This is a genomic window from Kitasatospora sp. NPDC101447, assembly GCF_044767225.1.
Classification (GTDB): Bacteria; Actinomycetota; Actinomycetes; order Streptomycetales; family Streptomycetaceae; genus Kitasatospora.
The window spans coordinates 1-22,800 of record NZ_JBIWNL010000008.1; the positions used below are offsets into that span (position 1 = coordinate 1).

Annotated in this window: 23 protein-coding genes and 1 pseudogene; 14 read left to right on the top strand and 10 right to left on the bottom strand. The window is 72.6% G+C overall.

Annotation, left to right across the window (positions count from 1 at the left end):
- Both ACIRST_RS14045 and ACIRST_RS14050 read left to right on the top strand, forming a co-directional pair.
- Positions 1–441, top strand: a 441-nt coding sequence (locus tag ACIRST_RS14045) for a tetratricopeptide repeat protein (protein WP_402802444.1), incomplete at its 5' end; no start/stop codon positions are given.
- A gap of 244 nt (positions 442–685) precedes the next feature.
- The gene (locus ACIRST_RS14050; protein WP_402802445.1) at positions 686–901 is read left to right on the top strand and encodes a hypothetical protein; all 216 of its coding nucleotides are present in this window, start codon (positions 686–688) and stop codon (positions 899–901) included.
- Here the strand turns inward: ACIRST_RS14050 and ACIRST_RS14055 are convergent.
- Positions 881–1,180, bottom strand: coding sequence for a hypothetical protein (locus ACIRST_RS14055; RefSeq protein WP_402802446.1), 300 nt, complete (start codon positions 1,178–1,180; stop codon positions 881–883). The genes ACIRST_RS14050 and ACIRST_RS14055 overlap by 21 nt on opposite strands.
- A gap of 428 nt (positions 1,181–1,608) precedes the next feature.
- Complete coding sequence (locus tag ACIRST_RS14060) at positions 1,609–2,742, bottom strand: FAD-dependent oxidoreductase (protein ID WP_402802447.1); 1,134 nt, start codon at positions 2,740–2,742, stop codon at positions 1,609–1,611.
- A gap of 110 nt (positions 2,743–2,852) precedes the next feature.
- Here ACIRST_RS14060 and ACIRST_RS14065 point away from each other — a divergent pair, with 110 nt between their 5' ends.
- Together ACIRST_RS14065 and ACIRST_RS14070 are read left to right on the top strand one after the other, a co-directional pair.
- Entirely contained in the window at positions 2,853–3,581 is a 729-nt protein-coding gene (locus tag ACIRST_RS14065) for a TetR/AcrR family transcriptional regulator (protein ID WP_402802448.1), read from the top strand.
- A gap of 522 nt (positions 3,582–4,103) precedes the next feature.
- Complete coding sequence (locus tag ACIRST_RS14070) at positions 4,104–4,688, top strand: maleylpyruvate isomerase N-terminal domain-containing protein (RefSeq protein ID WP_402802450.1); 585 nt, start codon at positions 4,104–4,106, stop codon at positions 4,686–4,688.
- A gap of 232 nt (positions 4,689–4,920) precedes the next feature.
- Here ACIRST_RS14070 and ACIRST_RS14075 read toward each other — a convergent pair whose 3' ends face one another.
- Positions 4,921–5,838, bottom strand: a complete 918-nt coding sequence (locus ACIRST_RS14075; RefSeq protein ID WP_402802451.1) for an alpha/beta hydrolase — start codon at positions 5,836–5,838, stop codon at positions 4,921–4,923.
- A gap of 103 nt (positions 5,839–5,941) precedes the next feature.
- On the opposite strand from ACIRST_RS14075, the gene ACIRST_RS14080 reads away from it, so the two are divergent.
- The 3 genes from ACIRST_RS14080 (at position 5,942) to ACIRST_RS14090 (ending at position 9,093) form a co-directional block, all read left to right on the top strand.
- Positions 5,942–6,496, top strand: a complete 555-nt coding sequence (locus tag ACIRST_RS14080) for a PadR family transcriptional regulator (RefSeq protein WP_350524484.1) — start codon at positions 5,942–5,944, stop codon at positions 6,494–6,496.
- A 381-nt stretch (positions 6,497–6,877) separates the two neighbouring features.
- Positions 6,878–7,417 (top strand): hypothetical protein, encoded by a 540-nt coding sequence (locus ACIRST_RS14085; RefSeq protein WP_402802452.1) that lies wholly within the window; start codon positions 6,878–6,880, stop codon positions 7,415–7,417.
- A 755-nt stretch (positions 7,418–8,172) separates the two neighbouring features.
- Positions 8,173–9,093 carry a hypothetical protein gene (locus ACIRST_RS14090; protein ID WP_402802453.1) on the top strand — a complete coding sequence of 307 codons (921 nt, stop codon included), beginning with the start codon at positions 8,173–8,175 and terminating at the stop codon, positions 9,091–9,093.
- A 428-nt stretch (positions 9,094–9,521) separates the two neighbouring features.
- Here ACIRST_RS14090 and ACIRST_RS14095 read toward each other — a convergent pair whose 3' ends face one another.
- Entirely contained in the window at positions 9,522–10,796 is a 1,275-nt protein-coding gene (locus ACIRST_RS14095; RefSeq protein ID WP_402802454.1) for a hypothetical protein, read from the bottom strand.
- An 813-nt stretch (positions 10,797–11,609) separates the two neighbouring features.
- Between ACIRST_RS14095 and ACIRST_RS14100 the strand changes: the two genes are divergently transcribed.
- From ACIRST_RS14100 to ACIRST_RS14110, 3 genes are read left to right on the top strand one after another with little or no spacing between them, the layout of a single operon-like run.
- The gene (locus tag ACIRST_RS14100; RefSeq protein ID WP_402802455.1) at positions 11,610–13,448 is read left to right on the top strand and encodes a serine/threonine-protein kinase; all 1,839 of its coding nucleotides are present in this window, start codon (positions 11,610–11,612) and stop codon (positions 13,446–13,448) included.
- Between the two features lie 31 nt (positions 13,449–13,479).
- A complete protein-coding gene (locus ACIRST_RS14105) occupies positions 13,480–14,310 on the top strand; it encodes a hypothetical protein (RefSeq protein ID WP_402802456.1) in 831 nt (276 codons plus the stop codon).
- A 29-nt stretch (positions 14,311–14,339) separates the two neighbouring features.
- Positions 14,340–14,654: a hypothetical protein gene (locus tag ACIRST_RS14110; RefSeq protein WP_402802457.1), complete on the top strand. Its 315-nt coding sequence runs from the start codon at positions 14,340–14,342 to the stop codon at positions 14,652–14,654.
- Positions 14,655–14,718: 64 nt separating this feature from the next.
- Here the strand turns inward: ACIRST_RS14110 and ACIRST_RS14115 are convergent, their stop codons facing one another.
- Both ACIRST_RS14115 and ACIRST_RS14120 read right to left on the bottom strand, forming a co-directional pair.
- Positions 14,719–15,708 (bottom strand): pentalenene synthase, encoded by a 990-nt coding sequence (locus ACIRST_RS14115; protein ID WP_402802458.1) that lies wholly within the window; start codon positions 15,706–15,708, stop codon positions 14,719–14,721.
- On the bottom strand, positions 15,705–17,078 hold the full coding sequence (locus ACIRST_RS14120) for a cytochrome P450 (protein ID WP_402802459.1): 1,374 nt from the start codon (positions 17,076–17,078) through the stop codon (positions 15,705–15,707). Before ACIRST_RS14120 ends, ACIRST_RS14115 begins: the two co-directional genes overlap by 4 nt.
- A 400-nt stretch (positions 17,079–17,478) precedes the next feature.
- Between ACIRST_RS14120 and ACIRST_RS14125 the strand changes: the two genes are divergently transcribed.
- The gene (locus tag ACIRST_RS14125; RefSeq protein ID WP_402802460.1) at positions 17,479–18,666 is read left to right on the top strand and encodes a cytochrome P450; all 1,188 of its coding nucleotides are present in this window, start codon (positions 17,479–17,481) and stop codon (positions 18,664–18,666) included.
- 54 nt (positions 18,667–18,720) lie between these two features.
- On the opposite strand, the gene ACIRST_RS14130 is transcribed toward ACIRST_RS14125, so the two are convergent.
- Both ACIRST_RS14130 and ACIRST_RS14135 read right to left on the bottom strand, forming a co-directional pair.
- Complete coding sequence (locus ACIRST_RS14130) at positions 18,721–19,143, bottom strand: RidA family protein (protein ID WP_402802461.1); 423 nt, start codon at positions 19,141–19,143, stop codon at positions 18,721–18,723.
- A gap of 55 nt (positions 19,144–19,198) precedes the next feature.
- Positions 19,199–19,474, bottom strand: coding sequence for a hypothetical protein (locus ACIRST_RS14135; RefSeq protein ID WP_402802759.1), 276 nt, complete (start codon positions 19,472–19,474; stop codon positions 19,199–19,201).
- Positions 19,475–19,516: 42 nt separating this feature from the next.
- On the opposite strand from ACIRST_RS14135, the pseudogene ACIRST_RS14140 reads away from it, so the two are divergent.
- Positions 19,517–19,873, top strand: a pseudogene (locus tag ACIRST_RS14140) (helix-turn-helix domain-containing protein); the annotation flags it as partial.
- Positions 19,874–20,012: 139 nt separating this feature from the next.
- Here the strand turns inward: ACIRST_RS14140 and ACIRST_RS14145 are convergent.
- The gene (locus ACIRST_RS14145; RefSeq protein WP_402802462.1) at positions 20,013–20,675 is read right to left on the bottom strand and encodes a DUF1326 domain-containing protein; all 663 of its coding nucleotides are present in this window, start codon (positions 20,673–20,675) and stop codon (positions 20,013–20,015) included.
- Positions 20,676–20,977: 302 nt separating this feature from the next.
- Positions 20,978–21,745 (bottom strand): hypothetical protein, encoded by a 768-nt coding sequence (locus ACIRST_RS14150; protein WP_402802463.1) that lies wholly within the window; start codon positions 21,743–21,745, stop codon positions 20,978–20,980.
- A gap of 324 nt (positions 21,746–22,069) precedes the next feature.
- On the opposite strand from ACIRST_RS14150, the gene ACIRST_RS14155 reads away from it, so the two are divergent.
- Positions 22,070–22,240: a hydrophobic protein gene (locus ACIRST_RS14155; RefSeq protein ID WP_350524502.1), complete on the top strand. Its 171-nt coding sequence runs from the start codon at positions 22,070–22,072 to the stop codon at positions 22,238–22,240.
- 247 nt (positions 22,241–22,487) lie between these two features.
- Positions 22,488–22,613, top strand: coding sequence for a hypothetical protein (locus ACIRST_RS14160; RefSeq protein ID WP_402802464.1), 126 nt, complete (start codon positions 22,488–22,490; stop codon positions 22,611–22,613).
- Positions 22,614–22,800 lie beyond the last annotated feature (187 nt).

Genomic DNA, 22,800 nt, shown 5'->3' on the forward strand with positions numbered 1-22,800 from the left:
TTCACCCTGGCCTGCGCCAACAACCTCGGCATCTACCTGCGCGGCAGCGGCGACGTCCAGGGCGCCATCGAACGCGGCCGGCTCACCGTCGAGGGACTGACGCGCTCGGTCGGGCCCGAGCACCCGTACACCCTCAACGCGATGATCAACCTGGCCAACGCCTACGGCGACGACGGGCAGCTGGCGCTCGCCGAACAACTCGGCCGGGCCGCCCACCAGGGCCTGTGCGAGCGCTACTCGGCGCAGCACCCGGATCGCTCGCTCTCCACTACCAACCTGGCCGTCACCCTCCGGAAACTGGGCAGGAACACCGAAGCCGACTCCCTGCGGTCACTCGGACTGACCATGCTGATCCGGCAGTTCGGGGCCGAGCACCCCTACGTGGTGTCGGCGCGCAACTGGCAGCCGATCAACCGCGATCTGGAGCACCAGCCGATCTGATCCATGGCGTCGAGACCGGCAACCGCTTCGCCTCGCGTCACCACAACGTGCGGTCAGAACACCACCCAAGGAGCAATCGTCCCCGTCTCCGCCCGGCGGTCGTCCTACCGGACCCGTAAGCCCGGCAGGGTGACCGTCACGGCTCGACCGTCAGCTGTCGGCCCGAAACGTCCCGTGGACGAGCAGGACGGCGGCCCGGCTGGTCGAGGCCGCGGCAACCGGTGTCCGCCGCATCAGGGCGAAGATGGCCGACGTTGTCGCGCTCGCCAAGCTCTACGGGACCGCCGACGTCGACCACGCACTCAGCGCTGCGGCGACGGCCGGTCGGTTCACAGACGGTGATTTGCTGTCAGTCCGCGGCCACCAGGGCGAGCGCGATCGCGCCGAGCCGATCCGCCGCAGCGAGACCCACAGCCTGCCACCGGGCACATCCGCCTGGTCAGGCATCGGCTCGACCTGAGTCCCTGCGCTCCTCTTCGACAAGACCGCAGGAGAAGGGGAAGGCTTCCAAGAACCCCCGCCGGCCCGGGTCCTGCTCGGCCCCGGCCAGGTCCGCCAGCACCGTCAGGAACCGCTCACGCTGGTCCTGCGGCAGCCGCCCCAGCACCCAGCTCACGCTCTCCGTCATCTTCACCGCGGAGTCAGGGTCGACCTCGTCGTCCTCGCAGCTGTCGAGGAACCAGAGAACGTCGACGACAAGTCCGGCGAGGACGGGCACCAGCGGGTCCGTGTCATTCATCCGGGCAACCTATCCGACCCCAGCGACAGCGACTCCACCCCCGCGACTCCGGACCGGATGGCCGGCCTGTGGACCGGTGACCCGTCCCCGAAGCCACCACGCGGTCAGCGGTCGCCGACCTGGGCCTGGTCGTGCTCCCCATCCCGTTCGAACTACCTTCGGCGCTGATATACCTGTCATGACATCAGCGCTACGACACCGCCCACGCCCACGCCTGGCTGCGCGCTCTGGCGCGACCCGCGCTGGCCATGGGCGGAACGTCGTCGTAGTCGGCGCCGTCCGGCCGCAGTACGCACTCCCCGGCGGGAGGCAGGGCGGCGCGGCGGCGATCTGCTCCGACGTCAGCAGCGGCTTGTCCGTGCGGGTGCCGGCCGCGGGGGTGACCAGACCGACGCCTGCGGCTCACGATCGCGGTTCCGGGGCCCTGCTCACTCGGTCGGCTCCAGGCCGGTGAGCAGGTCGAGCAAGCCGGCGGGGGCGTTGTCGCCGAAGATGAGCCGGTGGTTCCTGTCGGATTCGGCGGCGAACCGGGCGCTGCGGGGGAAGAGAGCCTGCTCGTACTCCGCGAGGGCGGCTTCGATGTCGTCGGGGTGTGCGGCGATGGCTTTGCCGAGTTCGGCGCCGTCGAACATGGCGAGGTTGGCTCCCTCCCCGGCGAACGGTGACATGAGGTGGGCGGCGTCGCCCAGCAGCGTCACTCCGGGAACGCGGTCCCAGCGGTGGCCGATCGGCAGGGCACTGATCGGGCGCGGGGCGAGGGCGGTTTCACCGTCAGTGATGAGTGCGGTGAGCTCCGGCGCCCATCCGGTGAATTCTGCCGCGACCTGGGCCGCCGCCGTTTCGGGGCTGGCGAGGACGGCGGCGATCCACTCCTGCGGCTTGGTGAGCGCGACGTAGGTGTGAAGAACGGCATGGGCCTCTCGATGGCCGAGGATCCCCTTGCCGGCCGTGACGGCGAACAGGGAACCGTCGCCGGTGGCCTTGGCCGCGGCGGGGTGGCGTTCGTCGGCGTCGTACAGGTACGTCTCGATGAACGACGTGCCGACGTACTCGGGCTTCGCGTCGGAGAGCAGCGGCCGGATCCTCGACCAGGCGCCGTCCGCGCCGACGAGGAGGCCGGTCGTCACGGTCGGCCCGTCGGCGAAGGCCAGCTCGTGCCTTCCGTCTCCGAGGGAGCGGACACTGGTGACCTTGTGTCCCCATCGGATCATCTCGTCGGGCAGCGAGTCGAGCAGGATCCGACGCAGGTCTGCGCGGAGAACCTCGGGGCGACCGCCCGTGCCCTCGTCGGGCTGGTCGAGCAGTACCGCGCCGTGCTGGTCGAGCACGCGCAGGGCCTCGCCGCCTTCGTGGATGATCGCGCGGAACTCGTCGGTGAGGCCGGCCGCTTCGAGGGCGAGCTGCCCGTTGTACTCGTGGATGTCGAGCTGACCGCCCTGGGGGCGGGCGTCCGCCGATGTCTCGGCTTCGTAGACGGTCGCCGGGATGCCGCGCAGGTACAGGACCCGCGCGAGGGTAAGGCCGCCGAGCCCGGCGCCGACGATCGTGACGGGAGTGGTCATGGTGGTTTCCCTTCGCTTGGACACCGCTCTACCGCGATACAGTGTTCGCAGTAACAACGCCACAGTAGCACTACTGCGAACAGTGAGCGCAGTAGCGAGGAGGAACATCCATGGACGACGCTCACACCGTGATCTGGAACCGGCCGGAGCGGGCCGCGAAAGGCCCCGCGCCGTCACGCACCCGGGCGGAGATCACCAGCGCCGCCATCGCGATCGCCGACGCCGAGGGCATCGAGGCACTGTCCATGCGGCGCGTCGCCAAGGAACTGGGAACGGGCACAGCCTCGCTCTACCGCTACCTGGCGTCCAAAGACGACCTGCTCGATCTCATGCTCGACGCCGTGACGGCCGAAGACGGCGGTCCGCCCGCCCCCACCGGCGACTGGCGCAGCGACCTGCGAAGCCTGGCCCGTCGTTCCCGAGCCACCATCCACCGGCACCCCTGGATGACCTCCCTCGCAGCAGGGCGCCCATCACTCGGACCGAACTCCCTCGATGCCACCGAACACGCACTCGCCGCCCTCGATCCCCTCGGCTTCGACATCGACGTCATGATCACCATCGTCAAGACGCTGCAGGCCTTCGTCCGCGGCTACGCCATCGGCGAGCTCGCCGAACAGGAAGCCGTCCGACGCTCCGGAGTCGGCGTCCAGGAATGGATGGACGCCCACAAGCCCTACCTCGACAAGGTCGTCAAGGACGGGCGCCACCCACTCCTCACCCGGGTCATTCGTGATGCCGAGCTCCCCCACGCGGCCGACAGCGCCGAACGCGGGTTTGAACTGGGGCTCGAACGACTCCTCGACGGATGGGAAGCCAACCTCCCCGGCCGGTCCTGACGATCCGGCAACGCCGACCAGTGACCTGAGTCGGAGATTCGCCGGCAGCAGGCGGCGACCCCGGCGGGGTCCCGGCCTACGGTCGGTCGACCATCCACACGTCCGGCGTCTCCGCAACTCTGCTGGCGAGGCACATTGCTCCGCCACATCGGCCGCAGCTGGCCGAGGCCGGTCTCGGAGGCGAGATTGCTGCCGCGCTCCTCCTGCCGCCAGTGCTGTCGTCCGACGAACAATGCGCCACGGGCCCTCCCCGGCGGTCATGGCCATGCTCGCCGCCCAGTCGACGTGCTCTGTCCAGGACGGTACAGGCTTCGGGCGCATCGGCCCTGGGGGGCGGCACCGAAAGGATCACCAGGGCATCGTCGGACGCGATCACCCTCGACCACCTCGCCGAAGAACACCACCGCCCCACCCACCGGTCCGACGCCGACCGCCCGGCCCGAGGTGACCGTCGCGTCCGGGCGGTTTTCGTCAGGCCGGATTGCGCTTGTTGATGGCTGCCAACGCTGCGACGATCATGGGATGGATGGCATGGATGGCATCGACAGTCGAGACGTCGACCGGGCTGTGGACGAGATGGTTCGGGTCCTCGGCCCGCACGGTTCCGCGGACTGGCAGGCCCGCGCGGGGTCGCTGGAGTGGAGTTGCCGGCAGACCGCCGCGCACGTCGCGCACGACCTGCTGGCCTATGCCGGGCAGTTGGCGGCCCGTCCGACGGACACCTATCTGCCTTTTGACCTCGCCGTCGACGCCGACGCCCCGGTGCATGAGGTGCTCAGGGTGGTGACCGCCTGCGGAAGGCTGCTGAGTGCTGCGGTCGCCGCAGCCGCACCCGATGATCGCGCTTGGCACTGGGGGCCTTGCGATCCGGCAGGGTTCGCCGCGATGGGGGTCGCGGAGACGCTCCTTCACACGCATGACATCACCCAGGGGCTGGGGATTCCGTGGCGGCCCCCGGAGGATCTCTGTGCCGCGGTGCTCAGCCGGTTGTTCCCTGATGCTCCGTCTGGTGACCCTGTCCAGGTCCTGCTGTGGTCCACCGGCCGGGGCGAGCTCGCTGACCGGCCGCGCGTCACCTCGTGGGTCTGGAAAGCCGCGGTCTCGTAAGGAGGAGCTGGGGCTCGGCCCCCACGGGACGGACCGCCTCGAAGCCTTGTCGGGACCGGAGCCCGCGGCGCGGCAGGGCAGCGGGGCGATGACGGCAACGGCCGGGAAGGGCGGGCCGGGTGAAGACGGCGCAGCCGGGGCGGGGCAGAGGGTGCAACCGGCCGCAGCAGGCGTCCTCACGCTGACAGAGCTCACCGCCGCAGACGTCGCCGACCCCATCGACGTCGATGGTTCAGGTCAGCGCTGCCGCTACCGCGGACGTCCAGGTGGCTGTGGCGCGGCGGGCCAGCCGGCTGGTCGGGGCGTAGCCCTCGAAGAGGTGGAAAGCGCCGGGGACTACGTGGAGTTCGGTGTGGATGCCGGCGGCGATCAGGCGGTTCGCGTAGACGAGGGCCTCGTCGCGGAGGGCGTCGGCCTGGCAGATCTCCAGGTAGGCGGGCGGGAGGGCGCTGAGGTCCTCGGCGCGGGCGGGGGCGGCGTAGGGGTCGGCTTCGGTGGAGGCCAGGTAGGGCTTCCACATGTTGCGCACGACGCGACCGTCGACGATCCGGTTGTCGGTGCACTCGTCGACGGAGGTGTGGGCGCAGCGGTCGTCGAGGGCCGGGACGAGCAGGAGTTGGTAGGCGAGGGCGGGGCCGCCTCGGTCGCGGGCGGCGAGGGTGACGGCCGCCGCGAGTGCGCCGCCGGCGGAGCGGCCGGCGACGGCGAGGCGGGTGGGGTCCACGCCCAGGTGGGCGGCGTTGGCGGCGGTCCAGCACAGGGCCGCGTAGCAGTCGTCGAAGGCGGCGGGGTAGGGGTGTTCGGGGGCCAGGCGGTAGTCGACGGAGACGACCACCGCGCCCGCGGCCAGGCAGAGGTCGCGGCAGTTGCCGTCGCCGGTGTCGAGGTCGCCGGAGATGAAGGCGCCGCCGTGGAAGTAGAGGATGCCGGGGCGCGCGCCCGTCGCCTCGGTCGGCTGGTAGATGCGGACGGTGAGGTCGCCGGCCGGGCCGGGGATCGCGGTGTGGCGCACGGTGATGCGTGGGTCGTTCGCCGGGGGCTTCGCGGCGAGCAGTGACCGCAGGTAGGCCCGGGTGGCCGCCGGGTCGGCCAGCGGGTCGAAGGGCGGGACGCCGTCCAGGACGTCGGCTATCTCGGGGTGCAGGCGCATCACGGCTCCACGACTCCATAGTCTCATTGATATGGTTGCAGCGCGATGACGGTAATGGTCTCAGTGATATGGTGTCAATTGGTAAAGTGAGGGAGGAAACGCCATGGCGAAGGACCTGACGCCGTCGCAACTCGTCGTGCTCGGGCTGATCGCCCGGAACGGGCCGATGACGCCGTACGACCTGAAGGCCAAGGTCGAGGGATCCGTCGGCCACTACTGGCCCATCCCGCACGCCCAGCTCTACCGCGACCCGCCCCGCCTGGCCGAGCTGGGGCTGCTGCGCGAGGCAGCGGAGGACCACGGCCGCCGACGCCGGGTGTTCCACCTCACCGACGCCGGCCGGCGTGCGCTCCGGGACTGGCTCGCCGACCCCGCGACGCCCGAGCCGGAGACCCGGAATCCCGCCCTGCTCAAGCTGACCTTCGCCGACCTGGGCGCGCCGGGCCAGGTCGCGGAGCTCGCGGCGGCCCAGGCCGCGCAGCACCGGCGATCCCGGGACACCTACCAAGAGCTTCGCGACCGCCTCGATCCCGACGCCCCGGACACCCCGGCCCGCACCCGGCTGATCACGCTCGGCATCGCTCACGAGCAGAGCTACGTCACGTTCTGGGAAACGCTGGCGGCCGATCCGGACGGGACCGGCACACCGCCCTCCTAGTCAGTCGACCGGCCGACCTTCCCGGCTTGTCGGCCGGTCCGATCAGGCTGTTTGGTCATCGGTCAGCAGCGGCTCAGGCCCTGGTGCTCCAGCCGCGCCTCTGCCTTCCTGCCGGTCGACGCCCGCGGAGCGGGGAGTGCCCTGGCGCCGAGGAGGGCGGGGGGCCGTCTTCGCCGGGCCCTCCCACCATCGGGTGACCCACCGCGTCGCACGCAGTGGCCTGGCGGGCCTGGCGGGAGAGCAGAAGAATCTTGGCCTTCTCCTCCCGGGCCTTCTGCCGCTCGTCGTGGGGGGCGGGGTTGTGGGGCTGCCACATCGCGTTTGTGCCGAGTGCTGTACCCCGGCCATGATGTGCCCTCCCTCCCGAACAAAGGAACGACCATGAACGTCCAGGTGGAGTACGAGGCAGCACCCGAGGAGCTCGCCACTGCGGTGAGGGCCAACTTCCCCGCACCCGCGATTCGCTGGGCCGTCGCCGGCGTGTGGTTGCTGCTCGCACTGCTCTGCCTCGCTGCGGGGGGCGTCCTGTTCGCGATCGCCGCGCTCATCGCCTGTCTGATCCAGGTCCAGAACATCACGGTGGTCGCCAAGAAGCTCGCCGCCCGTGCCGCCCAGCGCCAGGCGGGTCCCACATCGGTCGCGATGACCGATCAGGAGGCTGTCATCCGTACGGTGTCCGGGGAGTTGAGGTTTCCGTGGACGTCGGTCACCCGAGCCACGGACACCCCCCTGGCCTGGTCGATCCTGGTGAAGAGACCGGGCGGAGCGCCCGTTTCCGCGACCATCCTCAAGACCGCCTTCACCGACGCTCAGGCCGCCGAGGTCACGGCCGCGCTCACGCGGTTGACCAAGGCCAAGGTCAAGGTCCGCAGGTCGAATGCCACCGGCGTCGCGTCCGGAGCCCCGACCCCGACCCGGTAGCAGGAGGCCCTGCCCGTTCAGGCCACACGCGCCGACCGTTGTTCACCGCGTCATACGTCGCGCGCAGCACCCGACCAGGGATCATCCGGGACGCAGACGTGCTCGCGCGTAGCCGGGACGGGCAGCACCAGGCGGGCCCGGATCTCCTGGCGGCACGGGCCCGCTCGCTCTGGACCCGCCAACCACAGCGGAGCGCGCGGCCACCGACGCGTTCCTCCCCCGTTCCACGGCGGCTCCGCCGGAATCAGGCAGGCCCGGTAGTGGCTGACCCGGCTCCAGGCCGAGGGCCTGGCAGAGTTCGTGGCCCTGCCGCAGGCCGGCCGGGCGAAGGCCTGACACCTCACCGCAAGCCGGCCCCGCCATCACCGCCACCTTCCCCGAAGCCCTCCGCCAGACCGCCCCGGTGCCCGGCACGGAGAAGCCCGCGGTGAGGCGCGGACGCGAGCACCTGCTCGACACCGGCCGGATCCACGCCGCCTTCGTCACCGACGCCCGCACCCGCACCCGCGGCGAGGGTGGAGGCGTGCTTCGTCACGCCTGGTGGAGATGGGGCCCGAGCAGGCCGGGCGGGCCTGGATCGCCTCCTGCAGGGCGGCGAAGGCCTGTTCGGCATGGGGGCGGGGCCGGGATTGCGGAGCCATCGGGTACGGTCACGGTTTCACGTCCGCTCAGTTCCGGTGACGTTCCGTCCGGATCGCCACCGGGAGAGCGGTGAGTCCCACCCGAACCGTGTACAACTCCTAGGGAGCTTCCTCGTGCACCAACTCCTGCGCCGGAGCCTTCCGGCCCTCGCCGCCCTCGGCATAGCCGTCGGCGCTCCGCTGCTCACCGCCGGCACCGCCCAGGCCCACTCCGAGCACGGGTGCGGCGCCGTCGGCGTCGAGTTCTCCGTCGACGGCGGCAAGGGCTGGATCTCCGACGGCCGGATGTCCCAGCCGCACGGCGTCATCCAGGTCCGCCTGGCCGGCGACGTCGCGGACGGCTGCGACTACCGGGTCTCGCTGGCCTCCTACGAGACCCAGGGGCCGACCTGGGCCACCTCGGGCAAGCAGACCTTCCTCGGCTGGGCGACCACGACGCTGCGCAGCGGGAACCGCCAGGCGACCCTGGACGTCTCCGCCCACCTGCCGAAGTGCTACGGCCAGATCGACCTGTACAACGGCGACAAGAAGTTCGACGGCGTCGCCAACCCCGCGCCGAGGTACCCGGACGGCGTCTTCCCGGACAACCTGATCTCGGCCTGGAACGGCGGCAAGGCCTGCGCGCCGACCCCGACCGGCACGCCGACCGTCCCGGTGCCGACCTCCTCGGCGTCGCCCACGGCCACCGCGACCCTGCACCCGACCGGGACGCCCACCGCCACGACGACGCCTTCGGCCACGGCCACCGCGACGGCCACCGCCTCGCCCTCCACCACCGCCAAGCCGTCGGCGCCGTCCACCACCGGGACGCCGTCGACCGCCCCGGCCGTGCCGGCGCCGTCCGCCCCGGCGGACACGACCGGCCCGGTCGGCAAGCCGACCGCCAATCCGGTCTCGACCACGCCGGCCAGCACCCTGGCCAGCACGGGTGGCAACAGCAGCCAGATGATCGTCTACGGCGCCGGTGGGGCCGCGCTGCTCGCCGTCGGCGGGGGCGCGCTGGTGATCGCCCGCCGTCGGGGCGCCCGCCGCTGACGCGGCACCGCTGAGGTACCCAGGACGCCCGCGCTCCCCCGGACCGCGGGCGTCCGTCGTCCGTTCACCCCCGGACGGTCCGCAACCGGCGCCGGTACTCCCCCGGCGCCACGCGGACGGCGGCGGGCGGCGCCCAGGACGGCGCCGGACCGGGCGGCAGTTTTACGGCCGTAAAACTGCCGCGCAGCGGGAACGGGCATCGGACAGAGGCCCGGACGGGAGGCGACGACGGGGGCGAGGCGGCGACACCGAGCAGGACCCCGCGGGGCCGAACGGGGCAGGAGTGGCGCCGTGTGGCCGGAAGGCCGGCTGAATCATCTGCTGGGCGAGTGGGAGGTTCCGGCCTCGCCGAAGCCGACGCCGGCCGCCGTGGTCAGCGGAGTGGCCGGCGGAGAGGCCGGCGGGCCCGGGCCCGGTGGGGCGGGCGGTCACGCGTGGGCGGGCGGTGGTGCGCCGGGGGTTGCCGGGGGTGGTGCGCGGTCGCCGCCGGGGCCGGTGTCGAGGACTTCCCGGATGGCGAAGCCGAGGACCACGAAGAAGGTGATCCACAGCACCACGGCCCAGGTCGGGTAGGACCAGGTGGCCAGGACCACGGCGGCGATCAGCAGGATCGCCGCGCCGATCCAACGCTTGAAGCGGTGCACGAAGGGCCCGACCGGGCCGAGCTTCATGCCGAGCGAGTACAGCGCGTCGCGCAGCGAGCCGAGGATGCGCCGGCAGGCCGTACGGACGGCGACGGCGGGCCGGGACGGGCCGATCAGGAAGGCGCCGACGGCGGTGACCACGGCGACCGCGCCGACCGCCCGGATGCCGGCCCGCATGAAACGGATCAGGGTGTCGTAGAACGTGCCCGCGGCCGCCTGGTTGGCGCCCGGTGGCAGGTGGTCGAGGTAGAACGAGCGGAAGACCGTCAGCACGAGGCCGAGCAGCAGCATCGCCAGCGCCACCCCGACGGCGGCGCCGATCAGCGCGCGGCGCCGGTTGACGGCCAGGAACACGCCGCCCGCCGCGATCAGCACGGTGACGACCGGCAGCCAGGCCCCCATGATCTCCAGCAGCCGGAAGTACGTCCTGACCTTGCCGATGTCCTTGGACTGGAACACCACGAAGTTGGTGTGGACGTCGGGGATCTTGGCGGCCGGGGCGAAGCCGGCGTTGACGAGTTCGTCCTTCGCCTTGGCGACGATCGGTGCGATGTCGATGGAGACCTGGTTGTTCTCCAGGACGACTGCGCCGCCGCCCTTGCCGGTCAGTGCCTTGTCGAGGGCGGTGTGGATGAGCCGGTTGGCGTCGACCCACAGGGTGGCGAACTGGTCGCTGGTGACGACCTTGTTGACGACGGTGCTCACCAGCTGGGTGAGGCCGCTCTTGATCGGCCCGCTCAGATTGTTGATCAGATTGGCGGCGTTCTGCGGCACGCCCTGTTCGGCGGCGGCGTCGGAGAGCTGCTTGACCAGGGCGTTGACGTCGATCTGGTCGAGCACGACGGTGGTGACGCGGTTGGTGACGGCCTGCTGGATGTCGGGATCGGTGGCCAGCGGTGCCATGGTCTGGACGTAGCGGTCGGTGTTGCCGACGAAGTCGGACGTCCAGACCGCCAGCACGGACAGCAGGGACAGCAGGGAGGCGATCACGATCAGCACCACCGCACCGGAGGTCCGCCAGCGGTGGTGCTCCCGCTTCTTCGGGGCGGCCTCCAGCACGGCAATCCGCTCGTGCAGCCGGGCGAGCTCGTCCGCGTCCCCGGCCGCCGGTGCCGCGGGCCGTCCGGGTTCAGGCGGTGCCGCGGGACGGTCGGGGGCAGGCGGTGGCGCGGGACGGTCGGGGGCAGGAGGCGGTGTCGGGGACGGCTCAGACGGACCCGCGTGCTCCCCGCCGCCGGCGGATTCGCCCGGGCCGGATTCGCCCGGGCCGGGCTCGCCTGCGCCGGGCTCGGGTGGGGTCGCCGCCATCGCTCCTCCTCGGGTGGGCGGCCGGCCGTCGGCTGCCGAATGCCCTTCCAGGAGAAGCGGGGTCCGGCACGCGCACCACCGGGAGTCGGCACTACGGGTGGTCCACCCCGGCCGGCCGGGCGACAGCACACCCGTCCGCGGCCGATTACGGGCGCCTGACGACGCGGCAGCCTGGACAGATCTCCGGAGCGGTCCGAGGCAGGACGGCAACACCGCGACGGACGACGGCAGGCGGTGCTCCGGGGGAAGGAGCGCGACCCGGCCGCGCGCCCGCCCCGGCGACCGGCCCGGGGTGCGGCCGGTCACCGGGCCCGGGGTGCGGCGGCGCCCCCGGCGCGGGCCACGGCGGCGCACAACTCCCCCGTGCGCCCGTGTGTTTCCGATCGCCGGCCGATCCGGCAGGGCGGTCTGCCTGCGGGAACGTCCCCGCCCGTGCCTGCCCCGCCGCACCGGCGGTTCGGACGGCGCCGCACGGGGGAACCCCGGGCCTGCGCGGCCGCGTCGGTCGCAGCGGCCGCGGTCCGGTCGGCGGCCACCGGACGGGACGAGGCGTGGGGGTCGGCGATGGACGACGAGGCGGTACGGGAACCCGGCGACTGGCAGCTGCCGGACTACACCCACCTGCGGGAGCTCGGCGCGGGAGCCGCCGGTCGCGTGGTGCTCGCCCACCACGACCTCACCGGCACGCCCGTCGCCATCAAGTACCTGCACGACGCGGCCGCCGGCCCCGCCCTGCGCACCGAGGCGCAGACGCTGGCCCGGCTCGACTCCCCGTACGTCACCCGGCTCTACGAGTACGTCGAGGGCGGGCCGCACGCGGCCCTGGTGATGGAGCTGGTCGACGGCGTCTCGCTGCGCACGCTGCTCAAGGAGGAGGGGGCGACCACGCCCGAGGCGGCGCTGGTCGTCCTCAAGGGCTCCCTCCTGGGGCTGGCGGCCGCCCACGCGGCCGGGCTGGTGCACCGGGACTACAAGCCCGCCAACGTCCTGGTCGCCACCGACGGCACCTCCAAGCTGGTCGACTTCGGCATCGCCGTCCCCCGCGGATCCGACCGCGACGTCTCCGGCACCCCCGCCTACCTGGCGCCCGAGCAGTGGGCCGGCGCCCCGGCCTCGCCCGCCGCCGACGTCTACGCGGCCACCGTCACCTTCTTCGAGTGCCTGACCGGCGAGCGGCCCTTCACCGGACGGACGATCGGCGCGCTCGCCGTGCAGCACCAGGAGTCCCGGATCCCCGACGAGCTGGTGCCCGACCACGTCCGCCCGCTGGTCCTGGCCGGGCTCGCCAAACGGCCGCAGGACCGGCCGGCCGGCGCGGCCGAGTTCGTCCGGCTGCTCGACCGGGCCGCGACGGCCGGTTACGGCGAGCGGTGGGAGGAACGCGGCCACGAGGACCTCGCCGCGCTGGTCGCCCTACTGGCCCTGCTGCTGCCCCGGGGCCCCGGCGGCCCCGCGCCCGCCGGGACGACGGCGCTCGCGCACACCCGGCTCGTCGGAGCCGTCGTCGCGCCCGCCGGCCCCTCGGCTCCCACCGCTCCCACCGCCGTACGGCGACCGCTCCTGCGAAGACGGGCCCGGCTGACGGTGGGCGTGGTAGCCGGCGGCCTGGCGCTGGCCGTCATCGGCGGGGTCGCGCTGGCCGGCGTCACCGACCGGGGCGAGCGGACGCTGACGGGCAGTCCGATGCCCTGGATCACCACCTCCCTGGACCCGACCCGGTCGAGCGCCCCGCCGCCCGGCCCGACACCCTCCCCCACCGGGCGGCCCTCTCCCTCGCGCTCGTCGTCGCCCTCGCCCTCGCCGACCCTCTCCCCCACGCCCTCCCCCTCCGGCCCGCCCACCACCGACCCGGCGCCCGGCCCCACCCCCACGACGGGCCCCGGCCCGGGCCCCGGTCCCGGCCCCAGCGGGCGGCCCGCCCCCACGCCGTCACGTGCGCCCACCGGTCCCACGACCGCCGCGCCCCCGCCGCCACCGCCCCGGACCGCCCCGACCAGCCCCCCTCCGAGCCGCTCCACCCCGCCCACCACGCCCCCGGCCGGCACGCCGCCCACCACGACCCCGCCGCCGGTCCGGGTGGCGTCGGTGAACGTCGACTCGACCGCCTGCGACGGCGGCTACGGCATTCAGGCCACCGTCACCGTGGTCGCCTCCGGCCCGCCGGGCGCCACGCTCGTCCTCAGCTGGATGCACAATTCGGCGCCCGCGTTCCCGAGCGAGACCGTCGCCACCGACATCGTGAAACTCGGCACCGGCCGCGCCACACTGACCGTCCGCCACCAGTTCGGCACCGGCGACAGCCGCCTCCAGTGGGGCGTCCGGGTGTCCACCACACCGGCGGCCGGGAGCACCCCGACGGCCTACCGGGAGCTGTACTCCCCGTCCTGCCACGAGCCCGGCTGATCCGCACGCCACCGTCCCAGGAGGTCTCCCCGTGCCACCGTCCGGATCCGCACCCGACCAGGACCCGACCGAGCGCCTCTCCCCGGGCGCGCCCGGCCGCACCCCACCGGTCGTCCGAGGCGGACCCGCCCCGGACGACCACGAGAGCGCCACCTTCCTCGACCCCACCGTCTGGGGCACCACCCCCGCCCGGCCCGCCCCCGTGCAGCCGCCCCCCGCACTCGCAGACGACGACCACGAGAGCGCCACCTTCCTGGACCCCACCGTCTGGGACTCCGCCCCCGCCCCCGCCCCGCCGGCCCCCGCACCTTCCGTACCTCCACCTCCCGCACCTTCCGCACCTGCCGCACCTCCCACGCCCGCGCCGGAGCTGCGCCGCATGGGCCCCGGCGTGCCACCGCAGGCCGCCGCGGTGTGGCGCGGCCCGGCGTCGACCGGAGGGCCGGTACCGCCGGCCCGCCGACGCCGGGCCTTCGGCTGGCTGGTCTGGGCCGCCGTCCTGCTCGTCCTGCTGGCCGTGCTGCTCACCCGCTGCCACGTCGATCCTCCGCTCGACCTCACCGGTGTCTCCGTCACCGCCGCCCCGGTGGCCGGACCGACCTGCGGTGGGACGGCCGTCCTCACCGCGTCGGTCACCACGAACGGCAACCCCGGCACCATCCGCTACCGCTGGCTGCGCAGCGACGGGACGTCCTCCGGCGAACTCGTGCAGCCGGTGCAGTCCGGCGAGCGCCGGGTGGACCTGGTGCTGCGCTGGACCTTCGACGGCCCGGGCACCCTGCGCGCGACCGCCACCGTCGAGGTCCTGGCCCCCCAGCGGCTCAGCGGGTCGACCACCTTCGGCTACAGCTGCGCCGGCTGAGCGGTCGCCGTCGGGGGCGGTCGCCGGCGGTGTCCTGGCTCGCCGACCGCGTCTACCAGCAGACACTGTCCAGCGACCGGACCTTGGCGGCCACCGCCGGCATGAAGATCACCGACGACCACGCCGTTCCCGGCCTGGGGGAGAAGGCAACCCTCCTCTACACCACCATCAGCGGCTTCGGCCACGTCGACCTCGTGGTGCTCCAGCGCAACGCGCTCATCACCATCCGCTACGAAGCACACACCCTGTCCGGGTTCACCCTGAAGGACATCCCGCCCACCGACGCCGAAGCCGCCGCCACCGCCTGCGCCCAGGACGCCCTGGCCACGCTCACCACCTCGTGAAACCGCGACGCAGGTCCGGTCCCGTTCGGAGGCCACGAAGGACGCCGAGCGGTGACGCCGCCCGCTACCCGCGGTACCGGGTGGAGGCGTGGTGCCAGTCATGGGCGCCGCGGATGGTGGTCTGCAGCGCATCCGTGCAGTAGCGCCGGAGCAGGTCGCGTCCGGCCGGGTCGAGGTGGCCCGTCGCCGTGTCGCCGAGCAGGGCCCGGTGGGCACCGGTGAACAGTTCCAGGGCGTCGGCCTGGCGGCGGAGGGCCCGGTCGATCGCCTCCGGCCGGGAGAGCCCGTGGTCCCGTTCCAGGCAGAGCACCAGGTTGTTCTGCTCACCCAGTGCCGCGTCCTTGCCGAGGGAGACGATGTCGTTGTCGCAGATGATGAAGGTCTTCGTCATCTCGCGCATGACCGACAGGTGCGGCAGCGCGTACAGGTGGTCCGGCAGGACGCACGAGGACAGGCGCTCGGCGAGGTCGATGACCGGTGCCACGCCGATGGTGTGCCGCCGGATGCGCAGGTACGCACTCAGCGACAGGGGCGTGCCGGTCTGCCGGCTGCGCGCCTCGTGGACGTGGTGGTCGAGGTAGGAGGCCCAGTGGGCCGCCGATCGCCGGATCCAGTCCTCGGGCATGTCCCGGCAGCTGCGCCGCCGCATGTCGGCGAAGGCACCGGCCAGGGGCAGCGGCGCCACCTCGCCGGTGGTGCCCTCCTTGACGAGTCCGACGAGGTGGCGGACCCGCTCGGGCGACCGGCCCCACTGTTCGTCGAGTGCGTCGTCGAAGAGGAAGTACCAGCTCTGCTGGTCGACTCCGATGTCCAGTTCGCTTCCGGTCGCGTTCGGATAGAACATGGCCGCGATCAGCGGGAACTGGCCCTTGAGGTGGTGGGCCTCCGCCGCCGCCGAGGTCAGGAGGCCGAAGGACTTCGGCCAGACGAGGTGACGGTCGTGGGCCGCCCGGAAGTCCGAACTGATCCGGTGCGGGAAGGGGAGGGGATCCGGCGCCGGTGCCGGGGCCGGTGGCCCCGGATCCACGGACGAGGGCTCTGGCGTCGAGGTCATGGTGTGGTGCACTCCGGGGAAACGGGGCCGGTGCGGTCGGCCGGCCAGGGTGAGACTCGCATGGGCAGCGCATCGGGCCGGATCAGCGCCTGGACCACCGGCCGGACCCGGTGCCCCTCGACCGGGCGGGGCCGCCACCGCGAGACGATCGAGCGGAGGACGACCAGCATCTCCGTCATCGCGAAGTGGTCGCCGATGCACTTCCGGTTGCCCAGGGCGAACGGGACGTAGGCTCCCGGCGGAAGGTCCTTCTCGGTACGGCCGAGCCACCGGTCCGGGTCGAACCGCAGCGGGTCCGGGTAGTACGCCGGGTCCCGGTGCATCGTCACCGCGCTGTAGACCAGCTCGGCCCCCTGTGGGAGCTCGACTCCGCAGACCCGCACCGGCTCCAGCGCGCGCCGCATGAGCAGCCAGTTGGGCTGGTGCAGCCGGAGCACCTCCCGCAGGAACCGATCGGTGAAGGGGAGCGTCGCGGCGCCGGGCAGGGCGCCCTCGGGCAGTGCGTCGCACTCGGCCCTGATCCGCCGGGTGATCTCCGGCCGCCGGCCGAGTTCGTGGAGCGCCCAGGACAGGGTGGTCGACGTGGTCTCGGCACCGGCCATGAGCAGGGACAGCAGCTCGTCGCGGGCCTCCGCGTCGGTCATCCCCTGCGGATTCCCGGGCGTGCCCGCGAACATGATCGACAGCAGGTCTCCGCGGTCGGTGGGGTCCAGCCGGGCCTGCCGGACGGCGGTGTCCGCGAGCTCGCCCAGCGCCGCCGCCGCGGCCAGGTACTTGCGGTGCCCCAACGCCGGTGAGGAGGCGATCGGCGCGGGCAGCACCGTGCCCACGAAGACCCCGCGCATCACCGTCGTCAGGTGCTCGGCGACCTGTTCCCCCAGTTCGGCGACGGCCGCGGCACCGTCCGGGCGTTCGGTGCTGAACAGGGTCGCCACGAGCATGACCGTCATCATCCGGCGCATCACCAGATCCATGGCGATCACCTCGCCCGGGCGCCAGGCCGACACCTGCTCCTCGGCGATGTCGGTCATCGTGCCGACGAACGCGGCGATGCTGTCCCGGTGGAAGGCCGGTTGGAGCGCGCGCCGTTGGCGACGGTGGAAGTCCCGCTCGGACGTGATGATGCCGTTGCCGATGAAGGGCCGCGCGACGTCGAACAGCAGGCCTTTGGCGAACTTCCTGCTCTGGGTCAGGAGGACGTCGTGGACGGCCTCCGGTGAGTTCAGGACGAAGACCGGTCGAGTTCCGAGGAAGATCCTGACGATGTCGCCCTGTGACCTGACCGATTGCAGGAACTCCACCCGCTTGACGGCCAGTTGCGGCAGGTGGCCGAGCAGGGGAAAGCGCCCGGACGCAATGGGTGCCGTCACTGGACCGGTGATGGAACGCACAGCCCTGCTCCTCCTTGAGGTGTGAGTCGGAAGGGTTCACTCGTCCGCGACGCCCGGTGACCATCGGCGGCGGGTTGCCGGAGATCCGAGGGCCTGACCGACAGCGCACCACCGGAGTACGAGCGGCGCTGCGGGCGCCGTCGGCCGGTTCGGCCGCGGCTCCAAATCTGACGGACCGGCATGCGCACGGAATCAGTCATCTGACTGCTGTCGGGTCCGTCCTCGACTTCCGTCATCCCGGGAGGCTCCGTCGATCGTCGCGGCGACGGGCCGGCGGCGGACGGTGATCCAGTCACCGGTCAGAAGTGGGGAGGAATCCCCGTTTTGATAGGGTCGACCCACATCCGGGGATCCCTCCCCGTTTCCAGAGGGGACGCACATGCCTGCTCCGACGCTCCAGGACCTGGCCCCCGCGGGCCTCGACGTCACCACCGACCCGTACCCCGTCTACGCGGCGCTCCGCGCGAAGGGGCCGGTGCACCGGGTGCTCGTCCCGGGGTCCGGCGAGGCGTGGCTGGTCGTCGCCCGTGACGAGGCCCGGGCCGCGCTCACCGATCCCCGGCTCAGCAACGACATCCGGCACTCCTCCTCGTGGGCCGACGACGGCGGCCACGCCATCGGCGTCAACATGCTCCAGAGCGACGCGCCCCGGCACACCCGACTGCGCGGGCTGGTCGCCCGGGAGTTCACTGCCGGCCGGATCCGGGCACTGCGCCCGCGCATCCGGGAGATCGCCGACACGCTGCTCGGGGCGCTGCCCGCCGCCGCGGGCTCCGTCGACCTCGTCGCCTCGTACGCACTGCCGCTGCCGATGACCGTCATCTGCGAACTGCTCGGCGTACCGGAGACGGACCGCGACGGCTTCCACGCCTGGTCGACCGAGCTGGTCGCGCCCAGCTCCGCCGAGGCCGCCGGCGCCGCGGTCGGAGCCATGACCGACCGCCTCACCGCGCTCATCGAGGAACGCCGGAGCGACCCGCGCGGGGACCTGCTCAGTGCGCTCGTCTCCGCGCCGGCCGACGGACTGTCCGCCGAGGAACTGCTCGGGATGGCATTCCTCCTCCTCGTCGCGGGCCACGAGACCACCGTGAACCTCATCTCGGGCACGGTCCTCGCCCTGCTCGCCCACCCCGAGCAGTTCGCCGCCGTACGCGCCGATCCCGGCCTCGTCGACGCCGCCATCGAGGAGACGCTCCGCCACGACGGCCCGGTGGAGTCCACCGCGTTCCGCTTCGCCACCGAACCGGTGCGGATCGGCGACACCACCGTCCCGGCAGGTGACAGCGTCCTGGTCTCCCTCGCGGCGGCCTCGCGCGACCCGCGCCACTTCCCCGACCCGGACCGGTTCGACCTCCACCGCAAACCCGCCGGGCACCTCGCGTTCGGCCACGGGATCCACCACTGCCTCGGCGCCCCGCTCGCCCGCGTCGAAGCCGCCATCGCGCTCCGCACCCTGATCGAGCGACACCCCGGTCTCGCCCTCGACGCCGACCCGGCCGACCTCGTGTGGCGGCCGAGCACCATGCTGCGGGGGCTGACGCGCCTGCCGGTGCGGCTCCGCGGCTGAGCGCGCAGGTCCGGCCGGGCTCCTGGGCCCGGAGGCGGGCCCAGGAGCGGCGGTCTACCGGGACGCGTCGGGATACGCGGCGGTCGCGCGGATCTCGACGAGGAGTCCCGGGCTGGCGAGGCCGCTGACCCCGATGATCGTCCAGGTCGGGTAGGGCGCCTTGACGAGGCGCTGTTTGGCCTCGACGAAGCCGGGCAGGTGCCGGCGGATGTCGACGTGGTAGCTGGTGACGTCGACGAGGGCGGACGTGTCGAGGTTCTCCAGTCGAAGGATCTCCTCGATCTTCCGGACGGCGATCTCGGTCTGCTCTTCGACGGTGTCCGGGATGGTTCCGTCGGCTCGGCGACCGATCGTTCCGGCGATGAACAGGAGGCCGTGCGCGCGGACCGCGGCGGAATAGCCGAAGCTTGCGAAGGCGCTGGTGGTCTGCCCGAAGACCGGGTTGTCCGCGGGAACCGCGACGGTGTGGACGGTCATGTGCAGTGCTTCCTTGCTCGTGGTTGACGGGGTCGTGGGTCGTGGAGTCCTGGGATCAGTTGCCCCAGCGGGACGAACGGCAGGCGTGCTCCAGCCGGGTCCGGCCGAAGGTCTCGCGTTCCCGGAGGAATTCGCCGGGGCTGGCGTACCGGGGTGCGTTCTTCGGGTTCTTCGCGGCCTGCGCGACGATCGCGTCGGTGAGCGAGCGGATCATGTCCAGCCGTGGATAGGCCGCGTGCACGGCGTCGGCCTGCTCGTCGGTGACGGCGTCGACGTGGTCGGCGCCCAGCGGGCCGCCGAAGTCGAGCGCGACGCCTTCGCGGACGAGCACGCACAGAGTGCCGCGGCGTTCCGCGATACCCGGGCATCGCTGTCCGGTACCCGCGGATGGGCCCTGCAGCGGCTCGGCGAGCCGCTCACACTGCGCGTGCTCGCCCGGCACGCGGACCTCTCGCAGCGCACCTTCATGCGCCGCTTCACCGACGAGACGGGCACGACCCCTTTGCAGTGGATGCTCAACGCCCGGCTCGGCAGGGCGCGGGAACTGCTGGAAACCACGGACCGCTCGGTGGAGCAGGTGGCGCGGGACTGCGGGCCGGGCACGGCAGCCAACCTGCGGCTGCACTTCCGGCGCGCACTGGACACCACCCCCACCGCCTACCGTCGCACCTTCGCGCACTCGGCGTCACGCAGTCCGGCCGGTTCACCGACAGTCCCGAACTCGGACTGAGAACGGCCCGGCCAGGGCTGCTGGTTGCCCCATGAGCGCCTTGCCATGGCGCCGGGTCCTCTCCAGGAACACGGCGCCAGAGCGGCCATCCAGGCCGACTCGCCGGGGCTACGGTCCGTCGAGCAAGCGGTGGCGACGTTCAGGCCGCCCAGGAGAACGGCGCCGAGAAGGCGTTCTTCCCTTCGTTTTCGAACACGAGACCGAAGGCGTTCACCCGCGACCTGGTCGCGACCCCGGCCGCGAGGGTGTCCGCCGGGAAGCCCACCCCGCTGACCCTGATGCCCTTGCCGGTCGCGTCCAGAGGTGAGACGAAGTCCTCGACTTCCATGTCGACCGCGTCGCCGATCCTCACCCGGTGACGCCGGCCGTCATCGACGTAGTCGATCCGGACGACCTCCATCCCGAGCATCTCGCCGACCAGCGGGCTGAGCCCCTCCATCGGGCCACCTCGCTGACCGGAGAAGACCGCCCCGAGCGCCTCGGCCTGCTCCGGCGAGGCCGTCTCGTCCATGAACATGCCCATGCGCCAGTTGCCCTCGCTCATGAGCGGCGGCGTGTCGGCCACGACGGCGACCGTCAGGCCGCTCACGTCGACGTCATCGACCTGACCGGAACCGATGTGGAAGGCCAGGAGCACATGGCAGCGGTCGTAGTCCGCCGGAGCCGTCAATCCGGAGGTGGAGCAAGGGCACACCATGTTGCAGTTGCAGTTCTCGAAATACGTCCCCTCGATTCGCCAAGTCATCGGAAGATCCTTCCCGAGGCACACTTCCCATGCCCATTTTCCGCTCCCCACGATCACCCGGCAACGCTGGGCACTGGCCGCTGTCAGGAACAGCCGGGTTCCCGGTGTCCGCCACAACGTCGTACTCGTCCATCCGTACGACTGCCCGCCGTACCTCATCGCGGTCTGCCACACCGGCCCGCTCACAGACGCCTCCGATCGCACCGACCCGGCCGCCGCTTGCCGGCCCGCGCAGCGAGGACGCCCCCGACCGGGCGGACGCCGAGGCCCCGGGAAGGCACACGAGGCCGCCACCCACAGGGGCGGCCTCCCGGCATCTCGGATTCGCGAACCGGCCGTCACAGGGCTGGGCCCGCGGGTCAGCCCTCCAGTTGCGCGTACAGGCCACGGCCCGGGCGCTGCGCCCGGCCGGCCTTGGCCAGGCGCTCCAGCATGGTGCGCACCGCCTTCACGTTGTCCGCCGACTCCACGATTCCCAGCCGGGCGGTCACCTCCCGGGCGCGCAGCGCTTCCTGGGCGTCGGCCAGCACGGCCAGAACGGTCCCGGAGGTGGCACCGGTCGTTCGCCGCCCGGGCACGGAAGCAGCCGTTTCGTTCATCTCAGGGGCCGGTTCGACGCCGGTCCGCACCGGCTCGGTGTTCCCGGGCGCGGCCGCCTTCTTCGCCGTGGTGCGCTGTCGCGCGCCGCCGGCGGTCTTCTTGGCGGCGGCTTTCCTCGCGGTGGCTTTCTTCGCGGGCGCCGCCTTCTTCGCGGTGGTCTTCTTCGCGGACGCAGCCCTCTTGGCGGTGGCCTTCTTCGCCGTCTTCGTGACCGTGTCCGTGCCCGTGGCGGTCTTCTCGGCCTGCTCCCGGCCCCCGTCCGGCGCCGCCCCGGCTTCAGTCGCCATCTGCTGCGGCTGGTCCCCGGTGATGGCGTCCGCCGCTGCCCGAATGCTGCCCACCGGCGTGATGTCCGGCGAGGCCGACAGTCCCGCCAGGGCCTGCAAGCTCTGGATGGCACCGCGTACGGCGTTCTCGCGCGCCACCGCGGCGGTCAGCTCGTCCTCCAGGCGCCGCCGCCGGGCCTCGATGCCGGGAAGCTCCGCCTCCAGCTGGGCGATGGTCTCACTGAAACGGCTGTCTGCCACGGTTCCTCCGCTCCTCGGCCCACGCGATCTGTCACAGGGCCTGGGGGATCTTTACCCCGCCGCAGCGTCCGCCAACAAGAAATCGCACCGAGTCGCGGCCTGCACCGACACTCCCCCCTCGACCGGTACTCCCGGCGTCCTCCAGGGCGAAGCGGGTGTCCTTCGGGCGCCGGATCCCCGCCCCGGAGCGGCCGGTGGGTGGGCGGGTTCCGGGCATTGTCCGGATTCGCAGGCCGCTTCGGAGGCATACATCCCGCCGATCGGGTCACCAGCATGTACGTCCTCAACAGACAACAGACAACAGACGAAGGAGATGACCGATCCATGGGTGCTCTTCTGCTCGTACTGCTGCTCGCCGTCGTGCTCTTCGGCCTGGGGTTCGCGCTGAAGGTGTTGTGGTGGGTGGCTCTGTTCGTCCTGGCGGTGTGGCTTCTCGGCTTCGTGGTCCGCACCGTCGACGATGCCGGCGGCCGACGCCGCTGGTACCGGTGGTGACAACCGCGTTTGCACGGCGGTGACTTCGGCACCGCCGTCGAGGAGGAACTCCCGGTGCCGTACCGTGCCGACCGTCCGCCCGGAACGGCGCGCGCCGTCCCCGCCTGCCCCCGCCCGCGCCCCGCCGCCGACCACGGCACGCTGCGGTGGCCGACTCCCCGGCCACGATGCGGCGGCCCGGGGGCCCGGTGTGACCGGCAGTCAAATGACTGATGCGGGCCGGAGAGGGCGTCGGCGAGCGTGGTGTGTGACCGAGATCGTGAACGTCCACCTCATCAGCCCGCAGTGGCAGGACGTCTACAGCGGCCAGTGCCGCGCCCAGGAGGACCTCCGGAACGCGGTCAAGGCACAGCTCGCCTGCACGCTGGGCTGAACCACGGCCCGGCGTCCCGCCGTTCTCTCCGCGAGAACCCGCGACCGCGACGGCGCCGTACGGTCGCACCACCAGCCGGTGACGGTGCCGAACGCCCGAGCGCCCCGGGTCACACCCGGGGCGGTGACGTCCTGGCCGAGCGCCGCCCGATCCCGCGTGGTGGCGCTCCGGGCCGGGGCGCCCGCCT